This window comes from Mesorhizobium sp. M0590 (assembly GCF_040320905.1).
GTDB lineage: Bacteria > Pseudomonadota > Alphaproteobacteria > Rhizobiales > Rhizobiaceae > Mesorhizobium.
In genome coordinates, this window is sequence record NZ_JAMYQN010000002.1 from 163,004 (window position 1) to 185,835 (window position 22,832).

Consider the following 22,832-nt stretch of genomic DNA (forward strand, 5'->3'; position numbering starts at 1 on the left):
CTGCTCGTGTTTTTCTCGGCCTTACGCGCCAACTGCTCCAGTCTTTCGTTCATAGCATCAAAAAGTCTGCGACGATGATGCGGTCGACCGACCACCGCCCGGTGATTGGGAATATTTTGGCCCGTCGACGGGTAAATAATACCTCGCCAATGCCGTTATGATTTCGGCCGCGGCGAGCGCTGCAATGACTTGCGGACGCTTGTCTTTCACCGCATCGCCGCCGATCGGCGAGACGAGGCGGGCAAATTCCGCCTCGCTTCCGTCCGCCGACTTAAGGAACCAGTTCCGGAACGTCGCCTTCTTGGTTCTGGAGCCGATCATGCCGACATAGGCGGCATCCCGGCGTTTCAGCGCCTCGGCGATGATCAGGAAGTCCAGCGCATGGTCATGTGTAAGGACGACGAAGGCGGATCCAGCCGGGGCTTCGCGCACCATCGCCTCAGGCATCGGCGTCAGCTTGGTTTCGACCGCTTCCGGCATGCCTTCGAGCGCCTCGGCTCGCGTCTCGACAACGACGACATGCACCGGCAGCAAGGCCACCGCGGAGGCCAGCGCCTGGCCGACATGGCCGCCGCCGAAGATGTAAACATGCGGCAGGTGCGCCGCCTCGGCCTCCGCCTCCGCAACAAGCTTGGCCTCAAGCGCGGGGTCGACCAGCCGGATCAGCAGCTCGACTCTGCCGCCGCAGCACTGCCCGATCTCCGGGCCGAGCGCGATGTCGAGCGTGGCGACAGCGTTGCGGCCAGCCCCCTTCTCCCCGTCACTATACGGGGAGAAGGTGCCGGCAGGCGGATGAGGGGCGGCGCCAACCTCGCCAGGGCCTGCGGCAGATCGACCAAGCATCTGCCGCGCTTTGTCGGTCGCCATGTATTCGAGCTGGCCGCCGCCGATCGTGCCGAAAGTGGCCGATCCCGAGACGAGCATGAAGGCACCCGTCTCGCGCGGCGTCGAACCTTTTGTCCCGGCCACCTCAACGAAGGCGACCCGGCCGGCGCCGGCAAGAAAGGCTTTCAGGCTCTGCACTTTCGCGTTCATCATTCGCGTTCCCTATCGGGAAATATAGAGTTTTTCGGCCTGAATTGCACGTTTTCCGGGATTCAAGCGCCGGTCCTGGCTTCCCGCTTCAGCCGTTCGATCGCCATCAGCACACGCTCCGGCGTGGCCGGCGGGTCGAGGCGTGGGCAGATCTTGTGGCTGGCAACGCTCGCAACTGCGTCCGACAGCGCATGCAGCACCGACATTGCGAGCGGAAAGGGCGGCTCGCCGACCGCCTTGGAGCGGTGCACCGTCGGCTCGCCTGCTTGCGCCCAGTCGGCCAAAGTCACATTAAAAATCTTCGGCCGGTCCGACGCGAGCGGGATCTTGTAGGTCGATGGAGCATGGGTACGCAGCCGCCCCTTGTCGTCCCACCACAGTTCCTCCGTCGTCAGCCAGCCCATGCCCTGGATGAAGCCGCCCTCGATCTGGCCGAGGTCGATGGCGCGGTTCAGCGAGCGGCCGGTTTCGTGCAGGATGTCGGTGCGCTCGACGACATATTCGCCGGTCAGCGTATCGACCGAAACTTCCGAGCACGCGGCGCCATAGGCGAAATAGTAGAAGGGATGGCCCTCGCCCTTGTCGCGGTCCCAATGGATTTTCGGCGTCTTGTAGAAACCCGCCGCCGAAAGCTGGATGCGCGCCATATAGGCCTGCCTGACGAGATCGGCGAAGGCGATCTCCTGGTTGCCGATGCGCACGCGGTTGGGCAGGAACAGCACCTGGTCCCGCGGCACCTGGTATCTCTCGACGGCAAAATTGATCAACCGGTCCTTGATCTGGCGGGCGGCATTCTGCGCCGCCATGCCGTTGAGGTCGGAGCCGGAAGACGCGGCGGTGGCCGAGGTATTCGGCACCTTGCCGGTCGTCGTCGCGGTGATCTTGACCTGATCGAGGTCGATCTGGAACTCTTCCGCCACGACCTGCGCCACCTTGACATAGAGGCCCTGCCCCATCTCGGTGCCGCCGTGGTTCAGATGCACCGAACCATCGGTATAGACATGCACCAGCGCGCCGGCCTGGTTGTAGTGGGTGGCGGTGAACGAGATGCCGAACTTGACCGGCGTCAGCGCCAGTCCGCGCTTGATGAAGGGGCTGTTGGCATTGAAAGCATCGATGGTGCGGCGGCGCCTCGCATAGTCGGAACTCGCCTCCAGTTCGGCGACGATGCGGTGGATGATGTTGTCCTCGACCGTCTGGTGATAGGGCGTGATGTTGCGGTCGCTGGTGCCGTAGAAATTCTTCTTGCGGATTTCGAGCGGGTCCTTGCCGACGGCAAACGCGACTTCGTCGATGACGCGCTCGGCGCCGACCATGCCTTGCGGGCCGCCGAAGCCGCGAAAGGCAGTGTTCGATACCGTGTTGGTGTAGAGCGGCGCCGATTGCGCGTGCACCGCCGGCCAGAAATAGGTGTTGTCGCAATGGAACAGCGCGCGGTCAGTGACCGGGCCGGAGAGGTCGGCCGAGAAGCCGCAGCGCGCCGCGAACATGAAATCTACGCCCAGAATATTGCCCTCGTCGTCGAAGCCGACCTCGTAGTCGACGAGGAAATCGTGGCGTTTGCCGGTGGCGATCATGTCGTCGTCGCGGTCGGGCCGGATTTTCACGGCCCGATGATGTTTCTTCGCGGCGATAGCGGCCAATGCCGCAAACTGATTGCCTTGCGTTTCCTTACCGCCGAAAGCGCCGCCCATCCGGCGGATTTCCACCGTCACCGCGTGGCTCGGAACACCGAGCGCGTGGCTGACCATGTGCTGGATTTCGCTCGGGTGTTGGGTCGAGGAATAGATGGTGACGTCGTGGTCCTCGCCGGGGATGGCCAAGGCGATATGGCCTTCGAGATAGAAATGCTCCTGGCCGCCTATGCGCATCTTTCCCTTCAGCCGGCGCGGCGCCGCCTTGATCGCAACCGCTGCATCACCGCGCTTCAGCGTCAGCGGCGGCGTGACCAGCTTATCCATCCGTGGATCGAGCTCACCGACATCGGCGACGAACGGCAATTCCTTGTATTCGACCTTGGCCAGCCTCGTTGCACGGCGCGCCTGCTCGCGGGTTTCGGCAATGACGCAGAAGATCGGCTGGCCAAAGAATTGCACCTTGCCGTCGGCCAGCACCGGCTCGTCGTGACGGCCGGTCGGCGAAATGTCGTTCTCGCCTGGCACGTCGCTCGCCGTCAGCACGTCGATGACGCCGGGTGCGGCGCGCACCGCCGAAAGGTCCATGCTGGTGATGGTGGCATGCGTCGCCGTCGAAAGCCCAAGGCAGCCATGCAGCGTGCCGGCCGGTTCCGGCATGTCGTCGATATAGACGGCCGTGCCACTGACATGCTTGTGCGCGGAATCATGGCGCTGGTCGGTGGCGACGCCGCCGGCGATTTTTTTTGCCTTCAGGTTTGGGGTGGCGTGCTTGTTCATCATGCCGCCTCGTGCCGTGATACCTGGATCGGCGCCCGGGTGCCGGTGGTTTCGGCAAAGAAGCGCAGCAGCAGGTTGCGCGCCGCCAGCGCCCGGTATTCGGCGCTTGCCCGCATGTCGGTCAGCGGCGTGAAATCGTCGGCATACGCGGCCATCGCCGCCTCGACCGTCGCTTCCGTCCAGGGCCTGCCAAGCAATGCCTTTTCGACGCCAAAGGCTCGCTTCGGCGTTGCCGCCATGCCGCCATAGGCGATGCGCACATCCGCCACCGTGCCATGCTCGGCGAGCTTCAGGAAAAACGCGCCTAGCGCTGCTGTGATGTCTTCGTCGCGGCGCTTGGTGATCTTGTAGACGGCAAATTTCGTCTCGCTACCCGGCACCGGAACATGCACGGCCTCGACGAATTCGCCGGGCTGCCTGTCCTGTCGGCCATAAGCGATGAAAAAATCCTCGAGTGGGATCGTCCGCAGCTTGTCGCCGCGGCGCAGCGTCAGGCGGGCACCGAGTGCGATCAGCGGCGGCGGCGTATCGCCGATCGGCGAACCGTTGGCGATATTGCCGCCGATGGTGCCCATGTTGCGCACCTGATCGCCGCCGATTCGATCGAATAGCGGGCCGAGCGCCGGGATGCGTTTCGCCAGCGTCGAGAAGGCTTCGCTATAGGTGACACCGGCGCCGATCGAGACGACGCCCTTGTCCTCGGAAATCCCGCACAGACCATCGAGATTGCCGATGAAAACCGCCGGCGCAATATCGCGCATGTGCTTGGTCACCCAAAGGCCGACATCGGTCGAACCCGCGACGACAGTGGCGCCCGGCTCCTTGACGAGTACGCTGGCCAGATCGTCGGCATTGGCCGGCACGATCAGCCGCTTGTTGCCGGAGCCGATCTCGATGCGCGAACCGTCCTTCATCGCTTCGAGCTTGGCCGTGACTGCCTTGCGCTCCGCCGCCAACGGATCCTTTGCCGCCGTGCCGTAGCTGGAGATGGCACGTGCGGCGCGCATTATCGCCTCGTAGCCGGTGCAGCGGCAGAGATTGCCTTGCAGCGCCTTTTCGATGGCGGCGTCCGACGGCTCCGGCGCCCGCATCCACAGAGCATAAAGCGACATGACGAAACCCGGTGTGCAGAAGCCGCATTGCGAGCCGTGGAAATCGACCATCGCCTGCTGCACGGGATGCAGTTTTCCTGCGTCGCCGCGCAGATGCTCGACGGTCACGACATGTGTGCCGTCTAGCGAGCCAAGGAAGCGGATGCAGGCATTGACGCTTTCATAGACCAGTGTTCCACCGGAGAGCCTGCCGACCAGCACCGTGCAGGCGCCACAGTCGCCCTCGGCGCAACCTTCCTTGGTGCCGCGCAGCGAGCGGTCGAGCCGCAACCAATCGAGCAGGGTCTGGTCGGGTGCAACCGTGCTGAGCGCGACGTCCTCGCCATTGAGGATGAACCGGATTTCGTTGCGTGTCTTGATCCCGGCCATCTCAGCTTCCCCGGTAAGTCGAATAGCCGTACGGGGACAGAAGCAGCGGCACATGATAGTGCACCGGCTCGGCCATACCGAAGCGGATCGGCACATGGTCGAGGAAGGCCGGTTCCGGCAGTTTTGTCCCTTGCCGGCGCAGATAATCGCCAGCCGCAAAGACCAGCTCGTATTCGCCGGTACGGAATTCCGCGCCGGCAAGCAGCGGAGCATCGCAACGGCCGTCATCATCGGTGACGACCGTTTTCAGATGCGTCCGGGCCTGACCGTCAAGATGATAGAGCTCGATCGACAGACCGGCCGCCGGTTTGCCGGCCGCAGTGTCGAGGACGTGGGTCGTCAGGCGCCCGCCTTCGGCTTTCGACGTTTCCGCCACTGGCTGCTCCATTCCCTGAACGGTCGAACACTATTCATGAATTGTGCGCCAATTAAAGGCGATGCATAAGTCCCGGTCGAGCGGAGCGCGACAAAAACACTTTCAAAAATTTCGGGGGAATGCGCAGGCACTCCTTTCGACTATCCTGATCACAATTTCCGGCAGGAGCGAGAATGCGTTACGAACGAGACATGCGCGGCTACGGAGCCAATCCGCCGGATCCGAAATGGCCCGGCGGCGCGCATGTCGCGGTGCAGTTCGTCGTCAATTACGAAGAGGGCGGCGAGAATTGCGTCCTGCACGGCGACAAGGCTTCGGAGGCTTTCCTGTCGGAGATCGTCGGCGCCGCGCCCTGGCCCGGCCAGCGCCACTGGAACATGGAATCGATCTACGAATACGGCGCCCGTTCCGGCTTCTGGCGATTGCTGCGCCTGTTCAGCGCGGCGCAAGTGCCGGTCACCTGCTACGGCGTCGCCACGGCCCTGGCGCGTTCGCCCGATCAGGTTGCGGCGATGCAGGAGGCCGGCTGGGAGATCGCCTCGCACGGGCTGAAATGGATCGACTACCGCGACCATGCGCCAGAAGACGAGCGCCGCGACATGGAAGCGGCGATCCGGCTGCATTATGAGGTCACAGGCGCGCGGCCGACCGGCTGGTACACCGGGCGCACCTCGATCAACACGGTGCGGCTGGCGGCGGAAGAGGGCGGCTTCGACTATGCGTCGGACACCTATGACGACGAACTGCCCTACTGGTTCGAGCATGTGGCACCGGACGGGTCGGCGAAGCCGCAGCTGGTCATCCCCTATACGCTCGACGCCAACGACATGCGCTTTGCCACGCCGCAAGGCTTCAACTCGGGCGACCAGTTCTTTGCCTATCTCAGGGATAGTTTCGATACGCTCTATGCCGAGGGCAAGGCAGGACGGCCGCGCATGATGAACATCGGCCTGCACTGCCGCCTCGTCGGCCGGCCGGGCCGGGTCGCGGCACTGAAGCGCTTCATCGACTACGTCAAATCACACGACAAGGTCTGGCTGGCACGGCGCATCGACATCGCAAAACATTGGCAGGAGACGCATCCGTTCCGGTTGCCGGCGCTGCGCCCGTCGAAAATGGAATTCGAGGCCTTCGTCCATACATTTGGCGGCGTGTTCGAGCATTCGCCGTGGATTGCCGAGCGCGCTTATGAGCTGGAGCTCGGCCCGGCGCATGAAAGTGCCGGCGGCCTGCACAATGCGCTCTGCCGCGTCTTTCGCGCGGCAAGCGAGGCCGATCGGCTTTCCGTGCTCAATGCGCATCCCGACCTTGCCGGAAAACTGGCGCAGGCCAAGCGGCTGACGGCGGAATCGTCGAGGGAACAGGCTTCGGCCGGCCTCGACGCGCTGACCGACAAGGAGCGCGAGCTGTTCGCAAAACTCAATGCCGCCTACGTCACCAGTTTCGGTTTCCCCTTCATTATTGCGGTGAAAGACAAGACCAAGGGGGAGATCCTGGCCGAGTTCGAGGCGCGTATTGGCAACAGCCACGATGTCGAATTCGAAACCGCCTGCAGACAGGTCGAGCGCATCGCGCTGCTTCGTCTCAAGGACATGCTTCCGCAATAGGCTTTGGCTGCCGCGATAGGCCTTGGCGTCCGCAACAGGCTTGAATTTATGGATATGATGAAAATGGCCGAGCGAACCTATTATGCGCCGCAGGGCGGACATCCCGGCCAGAGCGAATTGCTGACCGGCCGCGCTGTGTTCACACAGGCCTATGCCGTCATCCCCAAGGGCGTGATGCAGGACATCGTCACCAGCGCCTTGCCGTTCTGGGATGGGACACGCGTCTGGGTGCTGTCGCGGCCGCTGTCGGGTTTTGCCGAGACGTTTTCGCAATATATCGTCGAGCTCGCGCCTGGCGGCGGCAGCGACCACCCTGAGCTTGACGCCGCCGCCGAAGGTGCGCTGTTCGTGGTCGAAGGCGAGCTAAGCGTTTCGCTTGCCGGCAAGAAACATAGCTTAATGCCGGGCGGCTTTGCCTTCCTGCCGCCGGCGAGTGGGTGGACGGTGCACAATGAAAGCGGCGCCGCCGTCCGCTTCCACTGGATCCGCAAGACTTATGATGCAGTCGACGGCATCGAGCCGCCGCAAGCGTTCTTCGTCAACGAACAGGAAATCGCGCCGACGCCGATGCCGGGTACCGAAGGCCGATGGGCGACCACGCGCTTCGTCGATCCGGCCGACATGCGTCACGACATGCATGTCACCATCGTCACGCTCGAGCCGGGCGCGGTCATTCCTTTCGCCGAGACGCATGTCATGGAGCACGGGCTCTATGTGCTGGAGGGCAAGGCGGTCTATCGTCTCAACCAGGATTGGGTCGAGGTCGAGGCTGGCGATTATATGTGGCTGCGCGCCTTCTGCCCGCAGGCTTGTTATGCCGGCGGGCCAGGCAAATTCCGCTATCTCCTCTACAAGGACGTCAACCGCCACGCCAAGCTTGGCAGCGCCGGCGTCGCGAGACCTACACCATGACCCGCATCGTCGCGCGGCCGCTGACCCGCGAGAATTTCGCCGAATTCGGCGACGTCATCGATATGGGCGGCGACAACCACTATCCGATCAATGGCGGCAAGGCCGAGCGCTACCATGACCTCGCCACCGCGGAAGCACGAGGGCCGAATGCGCGCGTGCTGATCTCGATGGTGCGTGGCACGCCCTATGAGCTGCCGTTGAAGCTTACCATGGTGGAGCGCCATCCGTTTGGCAGCCAGGCCTTCATCCCGCTGTCACCACGGCCGTTCCTGGTCGTCGTCTGCCATGACGGCGAGGGGGGCCCGGGCGAGCCGCAGGCCTTCATCACCGCGCCCGGGCAAGGCATCAACTATCCGCGCAATTTGTGGCACGGCGTGCTGACGCCGATCGGCGAGCCGCAGGACTTCCTGGTCGTCGACCGTGGCGGTGACGGCTCCAACCTCGAAGAGTGCCACTTCTCTCACGCCTACGAGATACATCTTCCCGATGGGAGCCGGTGGTGACCGACATTTCGCTGATCGACCGCCTGCTCGATGTCATAGAGCACGACATCGTGCCGAAGACGGCCGAGGGCGTCGCGCATGGCAACAAGTTGTTCGGCGCGGCGATCCTGCGCAAGGACGACCGTTCGCTGGTGCTTGCCGAAACCAACAACGAGACCGAAAACCCGCTCTGGCACGGCGAGGTGCACTGCCTGAAGCGCTTCTACGAAATGCCGAAGGCCGAGCGCGTCGATACCAAGGACGCGATCTTTCTTGCCACGCACGAACCTTGCTCGCTCTGCCTGTCGGCGATCACCTGGACCGGCTTCGACAATTTCTTCTATCTGTTCAGCCACGAGGACTCGCGCGACAGCTTCGACATCCCGCACGATTTGAAGATCCTGAAAGAGGTCTTCACCCTCGATCCCGGCGGCTACAATGCCGAGAATGCCTATTGGAAGAGCTTTTCGATCCGCAAATTGGTGCGCTCGCTGCCGGACCCCGAGCGCGGTCGGCTGGAAGCGCGCATCCACACAATATCAACGCGCTATGACGAATTGTCCGGCGCCTATCAGGCCGGCAAGGACGAAAACGACATTCCGCTGAATTGACGCGGATTGACCAGCCGAATTCGTTGACTGGCCCATGACGCGCTCTCACGGGCTCCATCATCTGGCGCTCCTGGAGTTCGCCCGCATGAAAATCGTCACTGAATTCCCCCGAAAGATCGTCGAATTTCCGGATATGGGGATCATCATGCCGGACGGCTGCCGGCTGTCGGCGCGGGTGTGGATGCCGGCCGATGCTGCCGACGACCCAGTGCCGGCAATCCTCGAACACCTGCCCTATCGCAAGCGCGACGGCACGATCTATCGTGATCAGCTGACGCATCCCTATTTTGCCGGCCACGGCTACGCCTCGATCCGCGTCGACATGCGCGGCAATGGCGATTCCGAAGGGCTGATGGACGACGAATATTCCGAGCAGGAATTGCAGGACGCTTGCGACGTCATCGCCTGGGCGGCGGACCAGCCCTGGTGCAACGGCAATGTCGGCATGATGGGCATTTCGTGGGGCGGCTTCAACTGCCTGCAGGTGGCGTCTAAGCAGCCGCCGGCGCTGAAGGCGGCCATCAGTCTCTGTTCGACGGTCGACCGCTATGCCGACGACATCCACTACAAGGGCGGCTGCCTGCTGATCGAGAATTTCGGCTGGGCCTCGACCATGCTGTCCTATTCGTCAAGGCCGCCGGATCCGTTGCTGGCCGGCGACAACAGATGGCGCGACCTGTGGCTGACCAGGCTGGAGAACCAGCCATTCCTGGCACCGCTGTGGCTGAAGCACCAGCATCGCGATGCCTATTGGAGGCGCGGCTCGATCTGCGAGGACTATTCCGCCATCCATGCCGCGGTGCTGTCGATCGGCGGCTGGCATGATGGCTATCGCAATACGATTTCCCATCTCGCCGTCAATATCGAGGCGCCGGTCAAGGGCATCGTCGGCCCGTGGATCCACAAATACCCGCATTACGCCGCGCCCGAACCGCGCATCGGCTTCCTGCAGGAGGCCTTGCGCTGGTGGGACCGCTGGCTGAAGGACATCGACACCGGCGTCGAGGCCGACCCCGCCTACCGCGCCTATGTCATGGACAGCGTGCGTCCGGCACGCTGGCATCCCGAGCGGCCGGGCCGCTGGGTCGCTGAATCGGAATGGCCGTCACCCAACATCAAGACGCAAGAGGTTGAGCTTATCGCTGAAGGCAACCACGCTATCGTCGCTTCGCCGCAAAGCTGCGGCCTCGCCGGCGGCGAATATTTCCCCTTCACCTTCGGCCCGGAACTGCCGGGTGACCAGCGCCCCGACGATGCGCTGTCGGTGTGCTTCGACCAGCCGGTGCTGACCGAAACGGTCGACATTGTCGGTGCTCCCGAAGTTGTGGTCAGCGTCTCGTCGGACCGGCGCCAGGCGAACATCGCGGTTCGGCTGTGCGACGTCCATCCGGACGGGGCATCGGAGCTGATCTCGTACGGCGTGCTCAACCTGACGCATCGCAACTCGCACGAATTTCCCGAAGCGCTGGTGCCCGGCGAAACCGTCAGCGCCCGGGTGGTGCTCGACCAATGCGCCTATCGCGTGCCGGCCGGCCATCGCTTGCGCGTTGCCGTTTCGAACGCCTACTGGCCGATGATCTGGCCGTCGCCGGAGCCGGTCCGGCTCGAATTGTCGGCCGCGACATTGATGCTGCCGGTACGCCCGCCGGCGACAGGCGACGAGGTCACCTTCCCCGCTCCCGAAGGTGCTGCGCCCTGGGCAACGGAGACGCTTCGGCCCGCCAATTCCGAGCGTCATGTCGATCGCGACGAAAAGACCGGAATGATTACGCTTTCCATCGTCGACGATTTCGGTGAGGTGCGCGACCTGGAGCATGGCCTCGCCAATGGCAGCATCGCCAGAGAGACATGGGCGATCCATCCCGACAATCCGCTGTCAGCCTCGGGCAAGACGCATTGGACCCAGACGCTGTCGCGAAATGGATGGTCGGTGCGCACCGAAACCTTCGCCGAAATGCGGTCCGACGCGCAAAGCTTCGTGGTTAGCGCCAGAATCGAAGCCTACGAAGGCGAAAAACTGGTCTTCGAGCGCAACTTCGAGGAGAAAATCCCGCGCGCACTGCTTTGAGCGCTTATAGCGATTGGTCCAATTGCGACGCACGATTTACGCCACGGCATGTCGCATTCGGTCTTGCTTACCGCTTTCCCTTACGGTCATTATTCTCCCGATAGAAATGAGAAAAACGACCATAAGGTCGGACCAGCAGAGTGAGGAACTCAACATGTCAAACGAACTGGAATATCTGAGCCGGCGCGTTGCGTCCGGCAAGCTGAGCCGTCGCGATTTTCTCGGCCGGGCAGCAGCGCTTGGCGTCACCGCAACCATCGCCAATTCGCTGCTATCCAGCGCTTCCCGCGCGGCGGGTCCGGTCAAGGGCGGCACGCTCAAGGCCGGCCTGGTCGGTGGCGAGTCCACCAACAGCCTCGATCCGGCGCTGTTTATGACGCAGGTGCCGTTCGCCTTCGGCAAGATGTGGGGCGAACTGATCGTCGAACTGTCTCCCGAAGGCAAGCTCGAGAACCGCATCGCCGAGGAGATCGGCTCGTCGGACGACGCCAAGACCTGGACGCTGAAGATCCGCGATGGCGTCGAGTTCCACAACGGCAAGAAGGTGACCGCAGAGGACGTGGCCGCCACCCTCGAACGCCATTCGGACGAGAAGTCAAAGTCCGGTGCGCTCGGTTATATGAAAGGCATCGAGAGCATCAAGGCCAGCGGCAAGGAAGTGGTGCTGACGCTGAAGGAGCCGAATGCCGACCTGCCCTACCTGCTTAGCGACTATCACCTGATCATTCAGCCGAATGGCGGCAAGGACAAGGCCGATGCCGGCATCTCGGCGGGTCCTTACAAGGTCACCACCAACGAGCCCGGCGTGCGCCATGGCGGCGAGCGCTTCGCCAATTATTGGCAGGGCGACAAGATGGGCCATGCCGACCAGATAGAGATCATCGTCATCAACGACGCCACGGCGCGCACGGCCGCCCTGCAGGGCGGCCAGGTCCACATGATCAACCGCGTCGAGCCGAAGATCGTCGATCTGATCAAGCGCGTGCCCGGCGTCACCATCCGCAACCATTCGGGACCCGGCCACTACGTCTTCATCATGCACTGCAACACCGCGCCGTTCGACAACAACGATTTGCGGATGGCGTTGAAGCTGGCGATCGACCGCGAGGAGATGCTGAACAAGGTGCTGCGTGGCTATGGCTCGCTCGGCAACGACTTCCCGATCAATGCATCGTACCCGCTATTCACCGAAATCGAGCAGCGCAAATACGATCCCGACAAGGCCAAGTTCCACTACAAGAAGTCGGGCCATGACGGTGCCGTCCTGCTCCGGACGTCGGACGTCGCCTTCCCCGGTGCCGTCGATGCTGCACAGCTGTTCCAGCAGAGTGCTGCCAAGGCCGGCATCACGCTGGAGATCAAGCGCGAGCCGGGCGACGGCTATTGGTCGGAAGTCTGGAACAAGCAGCCCTTCTGCGCCTCCTACTGGGGCGGCCGGTCGACGCAGGACCAGATGTACTCGACTGCCTATCTGTCGACGGCCGACTGGAACGACACACGGTTCAAGCGTCCGGATTTCGACAAGATGGTGCTGGCGGCTCGCGCCGAGCTCGACGAGGCCAAGCGCAAGGCAATGTACCACGACATGGCTGTGATGGTGCGCGACGAGGGCGGCCTGATCCTGCCGATGTTCAATCAGTTTATCGACGCGACGGGCGCCAAGGTTGCCGGGTGGGTGGATGATCCGCATCAGGAGTTGATGAACGGATATGCTCTGGCGAAGTGCTGGCTCGAAGCCTGAGCCCGGCCTTGCGGATATGTCCTCACCCATCGTGAAACTGGTGGCCCAGCGCATTGCGCTGGGCATTCTGCTGCTGTTGGCCGTTTCGGTCCTGATCTTCGCCGGCACCCAGATCCTGCCCGGCGACGTCGCGCAAGCCATCCTAGGACAGTCGGCGACACCGGAGTCGCTCGCCAATCTGCGCGAGCAGCTCGGCCTCAATGATCCCGCTTACATCCGTTATTTTCGCTGGCTCGGCGGCATTCTGACCGGTGATCTCGGCACGGCGATGTCGAGCGGTCAGGATATCGCAACCTCTATCAAGGGAAGGCTGTGGAACACGCTGTTCCTCGCCTTCTGGGCGGCGGTCGTCGCGGTGCCGCTGGCGATCATCCTCGGGCTGATCGCGGTGCGCTACCGCAATGGCTGGGTCGACAAGCTGATCTCGGGACTGGCGCTGGCCTCGACGTCCTTCCCGGAATTCTTCGTCGGCTATGTGCTCGTCTTTTTCTTCGCGGTGCAACATCAATGGTTTCCCGCCATTTCCACTGTCTATGACGGGATGCCTTTCGGCGAACGCATTCAGGCCATCGCACTGCCGGCGGCGGCGCTGACCCTGGTGGTGCTAGCCCATATGATGCGCATGACGCGCGCCGCGATCCTCAATGTCATGCAGTCGGCCTATGTCGAAACCGCCGAACTCAAGGGGCTTTCGGCCTTCGCGGTCATCCGCAGGCATGCCTTCCCCAATGCCATTGCGCCGATCATCAACGTCGTGATGCTCAATCTCGCTTACCTGATCGTCGGCGTCGTCGTGGTCGAAGTTATCTTTGTCTATCCAGGCATGGGCCAATACCTCGTCGACCACGTCACCAAGCGTGACGTGCCGGTGGTGCAGGCGGTCGGGCTGATCTTCGCCGCCGTCTACATCAGCCTGAACATCATCGCGGACATAGCGGCGATCATCGCCAATCCGCGCCTCAGACATCCGAAATGAGGGGGGCGGGTATGCTCGTCATCAAACGCATCCCCATCCCGGCATTGGTCGGCATCGTGCTGACGGCGCTGTTCGTGCTGGCAGCAATTTTTGCGCCGTGGATCGCGCCGCATGGCAATGCCGAGATCGTCAGCGACGTCCCTTGGGAACCGATGTCGGCGGCGCATTGGCTGGGCACCGACAATCTCGGCCGCGATCTGTTGTCGCGCATGATCTACGGCGCCCGAATCACCCTGTTCATCGCGGTGCTGGCGACCGCGCTGTCGTTCTCGCTCGGTGCCATCCTCGGCTTCTCGGCCGCGGTGTTCGGCGGCTGGTTCGACACGCTTCTGTCGCGTCTCGTCGATCTCCTGATGTCGATCCCGACATTGATCATGGCCCTTGTCGTGCTGTCGGTGCTGCCATCCAATCTGGTGACGCTGATCCTGGTCATGGGCGTTCTGGATTCGACCCGCGTCTACCGCCTGTCGAGGGCGGTCGCCGTCGACATCAACGTCATGGATTATGTCGAGGCGGCCAAATTGCGCGGCGAAGGCAGCGGCTGGATCATCTTCCGCGAGATCCTGCCCAATGCGCTGTCGCCGCTGGTTTCGGAACTCGGCCTGCGCTTCATCTATGCCGTACTGTTCCTGTCGACGCTGTCCTTCCTCGGCCTTGGCGTGCAGCCGCCTAGCGCCGATTGGGGCGGCATGGTCAAGGAAAACAAGGACGGCATCGTCTTCGGCATAGGCGCCGCCCTCATTCCGGCGGCGGCGATCGCAGCGCTGGCGATTTCCGTCAATCTCGTCGCCGACTGGGTGCTCAACCGCACGACAAGCCTGAAGGGAGGACGCGGGTAATGGCTGACAAGCAACCGAAGCCCGGGCAACCGAAGCCCGGGCAACCGAAGTCCGGCGTGCTGCTCGACATTCGCAATCTGCGCATCGAGGCCACGGTATACCCGCCGGGTGAGGCGCCGAAGAACATCGTGCTGGTGCACGATGTCTCGCTGACGCTGGAGAAGGGCAAGGTGCTTGGCCTGATCGGCGAGTCCGGCGCCGGCAAATCGACCATCGGCCTGTCGTCGATGGGCTACGGCCGCGGCGGCGTGCGCATCACCGGCGGCGAGGTCATCCTCAATGGCCGCGACATCCTGAAGGGCGGCAACGAAGGATTTCGCAAATTGCGCGGCCGCGAGGTCTGCTATGTCGCGCAATCGGCGGCAGCCGCCTTCAATCCGGCGCACAGGCTGATGGACCAGGTGGTCGAGGCAGCACTCCTGCACGGCACGGCGACGCGGGCCGAAGCCGAAAAGCGCGCCGTGGCGCTGTTCAAGAAGCTCAGCCTGCCGAACCCCGAAAGCATCGGCGAGCGCTTCCCCCACCAGGTCTCGGGCGGTCAGCTGCAGCGCGTGATGACGGCAATGGCGCTGTGCTCGGAACCCGACCTGATCGTCTTCGACGAGCCGACCACGGCGCTCGACGTGACGACGCAGATCGACGTCTTGGCGGCGATCAAGGATGCCATCCGCGACACGCATGTCGCGGCGCTCTACATCACTCACGACCTTGCCGTCGTCGCCCAGGTCTCGGACGAGATCATGGTGCTGCGCCACGGCCGGCTGGTCGAATGGGGCGGCACCCGCCAGATCATCAAGGAGCCGCGCCAGGAATACACCAACGCGCTGGTTTCGGTGCATGAGATCGAACACCAGGAGCAGAAGCCTGGCACGAGCCCGTTCCTGTCGGTCAAGAACATCACCGCCGCCTATGGCCGCAGTCACATCAAGGTGCTGAAGAACGTCTCGATCGATATTTTCCCCGGCCAGACGCTGGCGGTGGTCGGCGAGTCCGGCTCCGGCAAATCGACACTGGCGCGCGCCATCACCGGCCTCTTGCCGCCCGAACAAGGCACCGTCACCTTCGACGGACGGCCGCTCGCCAACCGGCTTGCCGACCGGCCGAAAGAGGATCTTCGCCAACTGCAGATGATCTACCAGATGGCCGACGTGGCGATGAACCCGCGCCAGACGGTCGGCACCATCATCGGCCGGCCGCTGGAATTCTATTTCGGTCTGCGCGGAAGGCAACGTGACGCCCGTGTCGCGGAACTGCTCGACAAGATCGAAATGGGCAAAGGCTATGTCGACCGCTATCCGGCCGAGCTTTCGGGCGGCCAGAAGCAGCGCGTCTGCATCGCCCGCTCGCTCGCCGCAAAGCCGAAGCTGATCATCTGCGACGAGGTGACCTCGGCGCTCGATCCGCTGGTCGCCCACGGCATACTGGAGCTGCTCCTCGGGCTGCAGAAAGAGGAAAACGTCGCCTATCTGTTCATCACCCACGACCTGGCCACGGTCAAGTCGATCGCCGATTCAATCGCCGTGATGTATCGCGGCGAAGTGGTGCGCTACGGCGCCAAGAGCACCGTGCTGACGCCACCCTTCGATGCCTACACCGATCTTTTGCTATCGTCGGTGCCAGAAATGGAGATCGGCTGGCTAGAGAAAGCGATCAAGGGACGGCGCATGGCCAGCGCGGGGAACTAGCGGGCCGCCCTTTGCGCCCGACGATCCTGTCCGGGCGTGGATTGAACGGCAGGCCCGCCCTGACTTTTCCGATTAAGCCGCATGGAGGCGCCCTTGGCGCTCAACACAAAACTATTGCTCATCATCCTCGACGGCGTGCCTTACCGGAACTGGCGACGGCTGATGGGCAATCTCGAAGGCTGGGTGCAATCAGGCGAAGCCCGCGTGTGGAAGATGCGCTCCGTGCTGCCGTCGACCTCGGCATCCTGCTATGCCTCGATCCACACCGGCGTGCCGCCTCAAGTGCACGGCATCCTGTCGAACGAGAACCGGTTTCGCGTCGAACAGCCGGACATCTTTTCCGAAGTCAGCAGGGCCGGCGGCAAGACCGGTGCGGTCACCCACTCCTACTGGTCCGAATTCTTTCGGGCCTATCCGTTCGACCTGGTCGAGGACATGGAGTTCGACCAGCCGGGCAGGCCGATCAGCCATGGCCGGTTCCACACCATGACCGGCTACAATGCCAGGAACCAGATGACGCCGAGCGACGTCGACCTGTTCGCGACGTTGACCATGCTGACCAGGCGCTACGGCATCGACTACGGCATCCTGCACAGCTGCACGCTGGACTCGATGGGCCACCGCTTCGGCCATGACTGCCACGAGATGGATCATGCCGTCTATGCAATGGACGCCATGCTCGCCGGCTTTCTGCCGCGCTGGCGGGAAGCCGGCTACGAGGTGATCGTCACCGCCGATCATGGCCAGACCGATCGCGGCCATCATGGCGGCCACGACGAGGAGATGCAGGATTTCGCACTTTACTACTTCGGATCCGGCGAGGGTCCGGAAGCCAATACGCTGCTCGATCAGCTGCAGCTCGCGCCGACGGTGCTTGTGCGCCTCGGCGTGCCGGTGCCGGCGACGATGAAGGCCGAGCCATTCCTGAGCTGAGCGCGCGCCCTCTTCTCCCTCTGGCAACGCTCCCGCTCTTCAGTTAGCCTCCGCAAATATACGGGCGGATGCGGTGAACCTTTTTGGGCCGATCAGCGACAGAGCAGGCAGGAGCCAGGCGGCTCGACCGGCGATGACGGCCGCGGAGACCGATCGCGCGCTTGTCGAGCGGGTCGCGAAAGGTGACCGTGCCGCCGTGCGGCTCCTGTTCATGCGCCACCACGCGCGGGTCTACCGCTTCGTGGCACGCCAGACGGGATCGGAACTGATGGCCGACGATATCGCGAACGAGGTGTTCCTCGAACTCTGGCGGCAGGCACCGGCCTTCGAGGGGCGCTCGGAGGTCTCGACATGGCTGCTCGGCATTGCCCGCTTCAAGGCGCTGTCCCTGCTGCGCAAGAAGAAGGAAGACTGGATCGACGACGATGACGCGGCCCGGGTCGCCGACGGCGCCGACACGCCGGAAGTCGTGACGATGAAGGAAGACAAGGCCGCCGCCTTGCGACGCTTTATCGATGCCATGCCGGAAGAGCACCGCACGGTGATCGACCTTGCCTATTATCACGGGCAATCGGTGAGCGAGATCGGCGAGGTACTCGGCATCCCGGTCGCAACGGTCAAGACCAGGATGTTCTACGCCCGCAAGAAACTCGGCGAAGCCCTCAAGGCCGCCGGTTACGACAGGGGGTGGCCATGAGCGCCGCTGAAAAAATGTCACGCCGCGACGAAATGGAAATGCTGCTGCCGTTTTATCTGAACGGCTCGCTGGAGGGCACCGAGCTCGAAGCCATCGAGGAATGGCTGGCGAGCGATCCGGCGGCGATGGCCGCACTAGGCGAGGCCGAGGCCGAATTCTCCGGCACCGCTGCCGCAAACGAGGCAATCCGCCCGCCGGCCGATGCGCTCAGCCGCTTTGCCAAGGCGCTCGACGCCGAGGCCGGCCCGTCCCGCGCGCCTGCGGCATCGTCCTGGCTGGCGCAAGCCTGGAGCCGCTTCATGGCGGTGCCGGTCGGCGTCGCCTGGGCCGCGGCCGCGGTGCTGCTGGCCCTGGTCGTCGCGCAATCCTTTGTGCAGACCGGCAACAGAGGTGGCGATTTCGAGATTGCCGGATCGGAAGACGACCTGGCCAAAATGCCGTTTGCACTTGTGAAGTTCAAACCGGATGCGAAGCTGTCCGACATCATCGCTTTTCTCGACCAGAACCAATTGAAGATCGCCGGCGGGCCGACCGCCGACGGTGTCTTCCGCCTCGGCGTTCCGGCCAAGACCGCCGCCGACTATCAGAAGCTGCTTGGCCTTATTGCCGCCCAGCCTTTCACCGAAGCTGCGCTGGAGGGAAGGAAACCGGCTGATGGCGGCTAAGGCGGTCATTCGATTGACGGCAGCGATGACAATCTTCGCCGCGTCCGCAATGGCGCAGACCAATGACCCGAACCTCACCCAGGCTGAGATCGACTGCCTGAACCGGGGAAATGCTGCCAACGCCGACTGCGCCAAGGATGGCGGCGCCGTGAAGGATGGCGGCAAAGCGCTGGCTCCTGGAATAACGGGCGCGGTGTTTCTTCCGGACTTGATTGTCGACCTGTTCCCCAATCCTGCCGTAGTCACCGAGGCGCCTATACCTCCTGGCAATACTGCAACCCCACCCGCCGTCGCGCCGGCAATACAGGCTGCCGCGCCGGGCGGTCCGGTCGTAGCACCCACCGATCTTGTCGCAACCGAGCCGCCGCGCGCCGTGATCGGCGATTTCGTGCCCGACGAGGTGCTGGTCACGGTCAATGGCGATGCCGGCGCGGTCCAGCAGATCGCGGCCTCGTTCGGCCTCGAGATACGCTCGCAGCGGCAGTCGCGGCTGCTCGGCAACACGCTGGTGCGCTTCGGCATTCCCGATGGCCGCCCGGTCGGCGTCGTGCTGGCGCAACTTGCCGCCGACGGCCGTACTTTGCGGCGTGAGGCCAACCATGTCTACTCGCTGCAGCAGGCGGCCAGCATCGTCAATTATGCGTTCGAGCGCATTGCGCTCGATGCCGACAAAGCCAGCGGCGAGAATGTGCGCGTCGGCGTCATCGACACCGGCATCGATGACGGCAATCCGGCGCTCTCCGGCGTCATCGCCGGGCAGTTCGATGCCATGCCCGACGTGCCGATCAAGGCGCGCGACCACGGCACTTCGGTCGATGGACTGATTGCCGGCACCGGCGCGTTCAAAGGCATGGCGCCGGGTGCCAGGATCTATCACGCCCGCGCCTTCGAGGGCGGCAAGTCGACCATGGACGTCATCCTTTCGGCGCTCGACTGGGCGGCGGAGCAGGATGTCCGCATCATCAATATGAGCTTCGTCGGTCCGAAGAACGACCTGCTCGGCATCGCCTGCCGCAATGCGCGCGCGTTTGGCATCGTGCTGGTTGCGGCCGCCGGCAATAACGGACCGAAGGCGCCCTATGGTTATCCGGCCGCCTTCGACGGCGTGATGGCGGTGACGGCCACCGATGCCAAGGACGGGCTGATGCCGCAGGCCAATCGCGGCGCCTATGTCTTCATCTCCGCTCCCGGCGTCGAGATGGTGGCGCCGAGCGGCGCCGGCTCGGACGTGGTGACCGGGACGTCCTTCGCCGCAGCGATCGTGACCGGCGCCGTCGCCAACCTGTTCCATGCCGCACCCGACCGTTCGGCCGACTGGGTCGAGAAAGCACTTGCCGCCACCGCCAGGGATCTCGGCCCCAAGGGGCGGGACAATGATTTCGGCTTTGGCCTGCTGAATACCAAGGCGGCCGAGGCGGCGAAGGAATAGCCCGCTCAAGTCGCGTTTTGCTGAGGACGTAGCAGAAAATAGAATGCGGCGATGTGCGTTATCATCAGCAGCGGTACGTAGATGATCGGGATCGCGTAGGTGGTGCCCAGTTCGCCTGCGCGTGCAGGAAGGCCGATCTGGACGGCATGGTAATAGTCGACGATGAGGTCGACCGTCCCTGCGACATTGAAGGCGACGACCAACGGCCAGAAGAGCGGGCGTATCCTCACCGTGAGCAGCGCCAGCATGGCCAGCACGCCAGTCGCGAAATCGCCGTAGGCGGCGAATACGGCGAAGTCGGTGGGCAGATTGGGGCTTACGACACCTGGAACCATGAAGACGAGCCCGAAGAAGCGGAAGCTGTGCAGCGTAGCGATGGCGCGTTGCGCCGCGACCCGGTCCATCGACCTGAGCCACGGCAAACCGTACGCGCCGAAGCAAAGCAGCCACGCGACATAGCCGAGAGCAAGATGGGTTTGGAACACCATTTCCGTGGACATTTGGCCTTCTCTCAACAGTTGATTCACGCGGCTTTAAGCCCGCTACCGCAATTCGACTATCCGGTGTAATCACAACAACCTATGAAGCAGAACTACACAGTCCGACATGGTGCGCTGGAGGGCGTCGAGGCGTTCCTGGCCGTCGCCAGGCGCCTCAGTTTCCGCCGTGCCGCCGCCGATCTCGGCGTGACGCCATCCGCCGTGAGCCAGACGGTGCGCGCGCTGGAAGCCCGCCTGGGCACGGCGCTGTTCGTCCGCACGACGCGGAGCGTTGGTTTAACCGAGCCTGGCCAGCGGTTCCTCGACCGTGCCGGCCCGGCGTTCGAAGAGCTTGTCGCGGCCGGCGAGGCCGCCCGCGATATCGGCCAGCGGCCGACCGGTCTGCTGCGCCTGTCTGTGCCCCGCGCTATCGTGCCGCTGATGTTGGAGCCGCTGATCGCGTCGTTCTGCCAAGCCTATCCTGAGATCGAACTGGAGATCGCCGTGAGCGACCAGATGGTCGATCTCGCGACCGGCGGGTTCGATGCCGGCATCCGCCTCGGCCAGCTCATCGCCGCCGACATGGTCGCGGTGCGGCTGACAGCGCCGTTCTCGTTCGTGGTCGTCGGCAGCCCTGACTATTTTGAGCGCCACGGCCGTCCCGAGCGTGTCGACGACTTGCGCCACCACGCCTGCTTACGCTTGCGCCGCTCGAATGGCAGCATCGCGCCCTGGTCGTTCATCGACGGCAACGGCGCGATCGAAGCGGTCGTCTCAGGCCCGCTGATCGCGCACGACTATTCGACGTTGGTCGGGGCTGCGATGCGGGGCGTCGGGCTGGCGCAGACACCGCGACCACTCGCCGAAGGTCTGATAGCCGAAGGAAAACTCCAGTCGGTGCTGGACAGCGTCGCCACGACGACGCCGGGTGTCTTCCTTTATCATCCCGGCAAGCGCCAAGTCCTGCCGAAGCTGCGCGCCTTCATCGATCACCTCAAATCCGCGGCCTGAGACCAGGACGCACCCGCTGGTGCTGGCCAACAGCCGCCAAGAGTCGACCTCGGCCGTTCAGAGTGATTGCCTCTAGGCCGGCGCGCCGGCGACCGATCCCCTGACCACCAGGTCGACCGGCCAGACTTCGCCGCGAGCGCCCTCCTCCAGGCCGGAAATCCGCGCCGCCAGCCGTTCGGCGATGCGCGCGCCGGCGAGGCGGATCGACGAACGCGTCGTCGACAGCGGCACCGAAAAATTTTCCGGCTTCAGCCAGGGAAAGACGTCGTCATGGGCGATCAGCGACAGGTCGCCCGGAATGGTCAGGCCGAGATCGCGCACCGCGCGCACCACGCCGAGCGCCATGATCAGGCTGGAGCAGGCGATCGCCGTCGGCGCGTCACTTTGTTCCAGCAAGCGCCGGGCGGCGCGGTAGCCGTTCTCCTCGGTCATGGTGAGCGAACAGACATGCTGATCACGAAGCACCAGGCCGCTCGCCGCAAGCGCGCGGCGCACGCCGCGCTCGCGATGGATGGCGAAGGTCTCGCGATCGTCGCCGTTGATCAGCGCCAGACGCCTATGACCGAGCTGAACGAGTAGCCGCGCCGCCTCGTGGAAGGCGCCCTCATTGTCGATGTCGGTGAACGGATAGTCGAAATCGAAGCCTTCGCTGCGGCCATGGACGATGAAAGGAATGCCGAGCGTATTGACCAGCGCCACCCGCCGGTCGGCCGGCCTCGGCGACGAGATATAGACCGCGTCGACCTGCCGGTTGGCGACAATGCGGCGGTACGTCGTCTCCTGGTCGTCGGCATCGGCCGGTGACAGCACCAGGTCGAGCTCGTGCGAACGCGCATAGTCGCCGAGGCCGGACAGGAACTCGACGAAATGCGGGTCGATGTCGACGGTCGTCCCCGTCGGCAGAACATAGCCGATCATGCCGGTCTTGCCGGTCGCCAGCCGACGGGCGCTCGGATTGGGGCGATAGCCGTGACGCTTGGCGGCATCGACCACCCGCCGGCGCGTTTCCTCGTTGACTTCGGGGTAGCCGTTCAATGCGCGGCTCACCGTAGTCTGCGAAAGCGCCAGCATGTGGGAGAGCTGCTTGAGGTTCACCGGAGGCCTCCAAACCTCAAAGCGCTTTTAATCTGAATCGAGCTGGCCGCTACGAACCGCGTTGCCGAGCGCACTGACCATACGCACGGTTCGGACCGGTTTGAAGCCGAATTTGCTGCTGCACCGCCAGAAAACTGTGCTGCAGCGCACTTTTGCCGGCACTCGGCCGCAGAAATTAAATCGATTAGTCTGGCTTTCTCTTGACTCCGGATCAATTCAGTGGCGTGATCAAAATCACCAAAGCGCTTTGGAAGACTCTACGAAAGGTTGCAGTTCCTTTCCGACTGAGTCACAGT

The 22,832-nt window shown here is 63.6% G+C and carries 20 protein-coding genes; 14 read left to right on the top strand and 6 right to left on the bottom strand.

Features of this window, described 5'->3' with window-relative positions; all coding sequences use genetic code 11:
* Positions 1 to 57: 57 nt before the first annotated feature.
* The 4 genes from xdhC to uraH all read right to left on the bottom strand — a co-directional run bounded on the left by xdhC (position 58) and on the right by uraH (position 5,306).
* Positions 58 to 1,035 (bottom strand): xanthine dehydrogenase accessory protein XdhC, encoded by a 978-nt coding sequence (gene xdhC / locus NKI52_RS04475; RefSeq protein WP_352697430.1) that lies wholly within the window; start codon positions 1,033 to 1,035, stop codon positions 58 to 60.
* A gap of 62 nt (positions 1,036 to 1,097) precedes the next feature.
* Complete coding sequence (gene xdhB / locus NKI52_RS04480) at positions 1,098 to 3,449, bottom strand: xanthine dehydrogenase molybdopterin binding subunit (protein ID WP_352697163.1); 2,352 nt, start codon at positions 3,447 to 3,449, stop codon at positions 1,098 to 1,100.
* Positions 3,449 to 4,930 carry a xanthine dehydrogenase small subunit gene (gene xdhA, locus NKI52_RS04485; protein ID WP_352697165.1) on the bottom strand — a complete coding sequence of 494 codons (1,482 nt, stop codon included), beginning with the start codon at positions 4,928 to 4,930 and terminating at the stop codon, positions 3,449 to 3,451. Before xdhA ends, xdhB begins: the two co-directional genes overlap by 1 nt.
* A 1-nt stretch (position 4,931) precedes the next feature.
* Complete coding sequence (uraH, locus tag NKI52_RS04490) at positions 4,932 to 5,306, bottom strand: hydroxyisourate hydrolase (protein WP_352697167.1); 375 nt, start codon at positions 5,304 to 5,306, stop codon at positions 4,932 to 4,934.
* Between the two features lie 173 nt (positions 5,307 to 5,479).
* Between uraH and puuE the strand changes: the two genes are divergently transcribed.
* From puuE to NKI52_RS04555, 13 genes are all read left to right on the top strand, one after another.
* Complete coding sequence (puuE, locus tag NKI52_RS04495; RefSeq protein ID WP_352697169.1) at positions 5,480 to 6,913, top strand: allantoinase PuuE; 1,434 nt, start codon at positions 5,480 to 5,482, stop codon at positions 6,911 to 6,913.
* Positions 6,914 to 6,976: 63 nt separating this feature from the next.
* The gene (locus NKI52_RS04500) at positions 6,977 to 7,825 is read left to right on the top strand and encodes a bifunctional allantoicase/(S)-ureidoglycine aminohydrolase (protein ID WP_502896636.1); all 849 of its coding nucleotides are present in this window, start codon (positions 6,977 to 6,979) and stop codon (positions 7,823 to 7,825) included.
* Positions 7,822 to 8,328, top strand: coding sequence for an ureidoglycolate lyase (locus NKI52_RS04505; protein WP_352697172.1), 507 nt, complete (start codon positions 7,822 to 7,824; stop codon positions 8,326 to 8,328). Before NKI52_RS04500 ends, NKI52_RS04505 begins: the two co-directional genes overlap by 4 nt.
* Positions 8,325 to 8,918 (top strand): nucleoside deaminase, encoded by a 594-nt coding sequence (locus NKI52_RS04510; RefSeq protein WP_352697174.1) that lies wholly within the window; start codon positions 8,325 to 8,327, stop codon positions 8,916 to 8,918. The genes NKI52_RS04505 and NKI52_RS04510 overlap by 4 nt, the downstream gene beginning before the upstream one ends.
* A gap of 85 nt (positions 8,919 to 9,003) precedes the next feature.
* A complete protein-coding gene (locus NKI52_RS04515; protein WP_352568401.1) occupies positions 9,004 to 10,986 on the top strand; it encodes a CocE/NonD family hydrolase in 1,983 nt (660 codons plus the stop codon).
* Positions 10,987 to 11,140: 154 nt separating this feature from the next.
* On the top strand, positions 11,141 to 12,727 hold the full coding sequence (locus tag NKI52_RS04520) for an ABC transporter substrate-binding protein (protein WP_023676219.1): 1,587 nt from the start codon (positions 11,141 to 11,143) through the stop codon (positions 12,725 to 12,727).
* Positions 12,728 to 12,743: 16 nt separating this feature from the next.
* A complete protein-coding gene (locus tag NKI52_RS04525) occupies positions 12,744 to 13,703 on the top strand; it encodes an ABC transporter permease (protein ID WP_023676218.1) in 960 nt (319 codons plus the stop codon).
* Positions 13,704 to 13,714: 11 nt separating this feature from the next.
* Entirely contained in the window at positions 13,715 to 14,542 is an 828-nt protein-coding gene (locus NKI52_RS04530; protein ID WP_023676217.1) for an ABC transporter permease, read from the top strand.
* On the top strand, positions 14,542 to 16,227 hold the full coding sequence (locus NKI52_RS04535) for an ABC transporter ATP-binding protein (protein ID WP_023676216.1): 1,686 nt from the start codon (positions 14,542 to 14,544) through the stop codon (positions 16,225 to 16,227). Before NKI52_RS04530 ends, NKI52_RS04535 begins: the two co-directional genes overlap by 1 nt.
* Before the next feature lie 93 nt (positions 16,228 to 16,320).
* Positions 16,321 to 17,160 (top strand): alkaline phosphatase family protein, encoded by an 840-nt coding sequence (locus NKI52_RS04540; protein ID WP_084641081.1) that lies wholly within the window; start codon positions 16,321 to 16,323, stop codon positions 17,158 to 17,160.
* A gap of 133 nt (positions 17,161 to 17,293) precedes the next feature.
* Complete coding sequence (locus NKI52_RS04545; protein WP_023676214.1) at positions 17,294 to 17,857, top strand: sigma-70 family RNA polymerase sigma factor; 564 nt, start codon at positions 17,294 to 17,296, stop codon at positions 17,855 to 17,857.
* A complete protein-coding gene (locus tag NKI52_RS04550; protein ID WP_352568403.1) occupies positions 17,854 to 18,522 on the top strand; it encodes an anti-sigma factor in 669 nt (222 codons plus the stop codon). Before NKI52_RS04545 ends, NKI52_RS04550 begins: the two co-directional genes overlap by 4 nt.
* Positions 18,512 to 19,951: a S8 family serine peptidase gene (locus NKI52_RS04555; protein ID WP_023680216.1), complete on the top strand. Its 1,440-nt coding sequence runs from the start codon at positions 18,512 to 18,514 to the stop codon at positions 19,949 to 19,951. The genes NKI52_RS04550 and NKI52_RS04555 overlap by 11 nt, the downstream gene beginning before the upstream one ends.
* Before the next feature lie 5 nt (positions 19,952 to 19,956).
* Here NKI52_RS04555 and NKI52_RS04560 read toward each other — a convergent pair whose 3' ends face one another.
* The gene (locus tag NKI52_RS04560; protein ID WP_352697176.1) at positions 19,957 to 20,451 is read right to left on the bottom strand and encodes a DUF8737 domain-containing protein; all 495 of its coding nucleotides are present in this window, start codon (positions 20,449 to 20,451) and stop codon (positions 19,957 to 19,959) included.
* Between the two features lie 81 nt (positions 20,452 to 20,532).
* On the opposite strand from NKI52_RS04560, the gene NKI52_RS04565 reads away from it, so the two are divergent.
* Positions 20,533 to 21,441 (top strand): LysR family transcriptional regulator, encoded by a 909-nt coding sequence (locus NKI52_RS04565; protein WP_023680218.1) that lies wholly within the window; start codon positions 20,533 to 20,535, stop codon positions 21,439 to 21,441.
* Positions 21,442 to 21,513: 72 nt separating this feature from the next.
* On the opposite strand, the gene NKI52_RS04570 is transcribed toward NKI52_RS04565, so the two are convergent.
* The gene (locus tag NKI52_RS04570) at positions 21,514 to 22,536 is read right to left on the bottom strand and encodes a substrate-binding domain-containing protein (RefSeq protein WP_031213013.1); all 1,023 of its coding nucleotides are present in this window, start codon (positions 22,534 to 22,536) and stop codon (positions 21,514 to 21,516) included.
* Between the last annotated feature and the right edge of the window lie 296 nt (positions 22,537 to 22,832).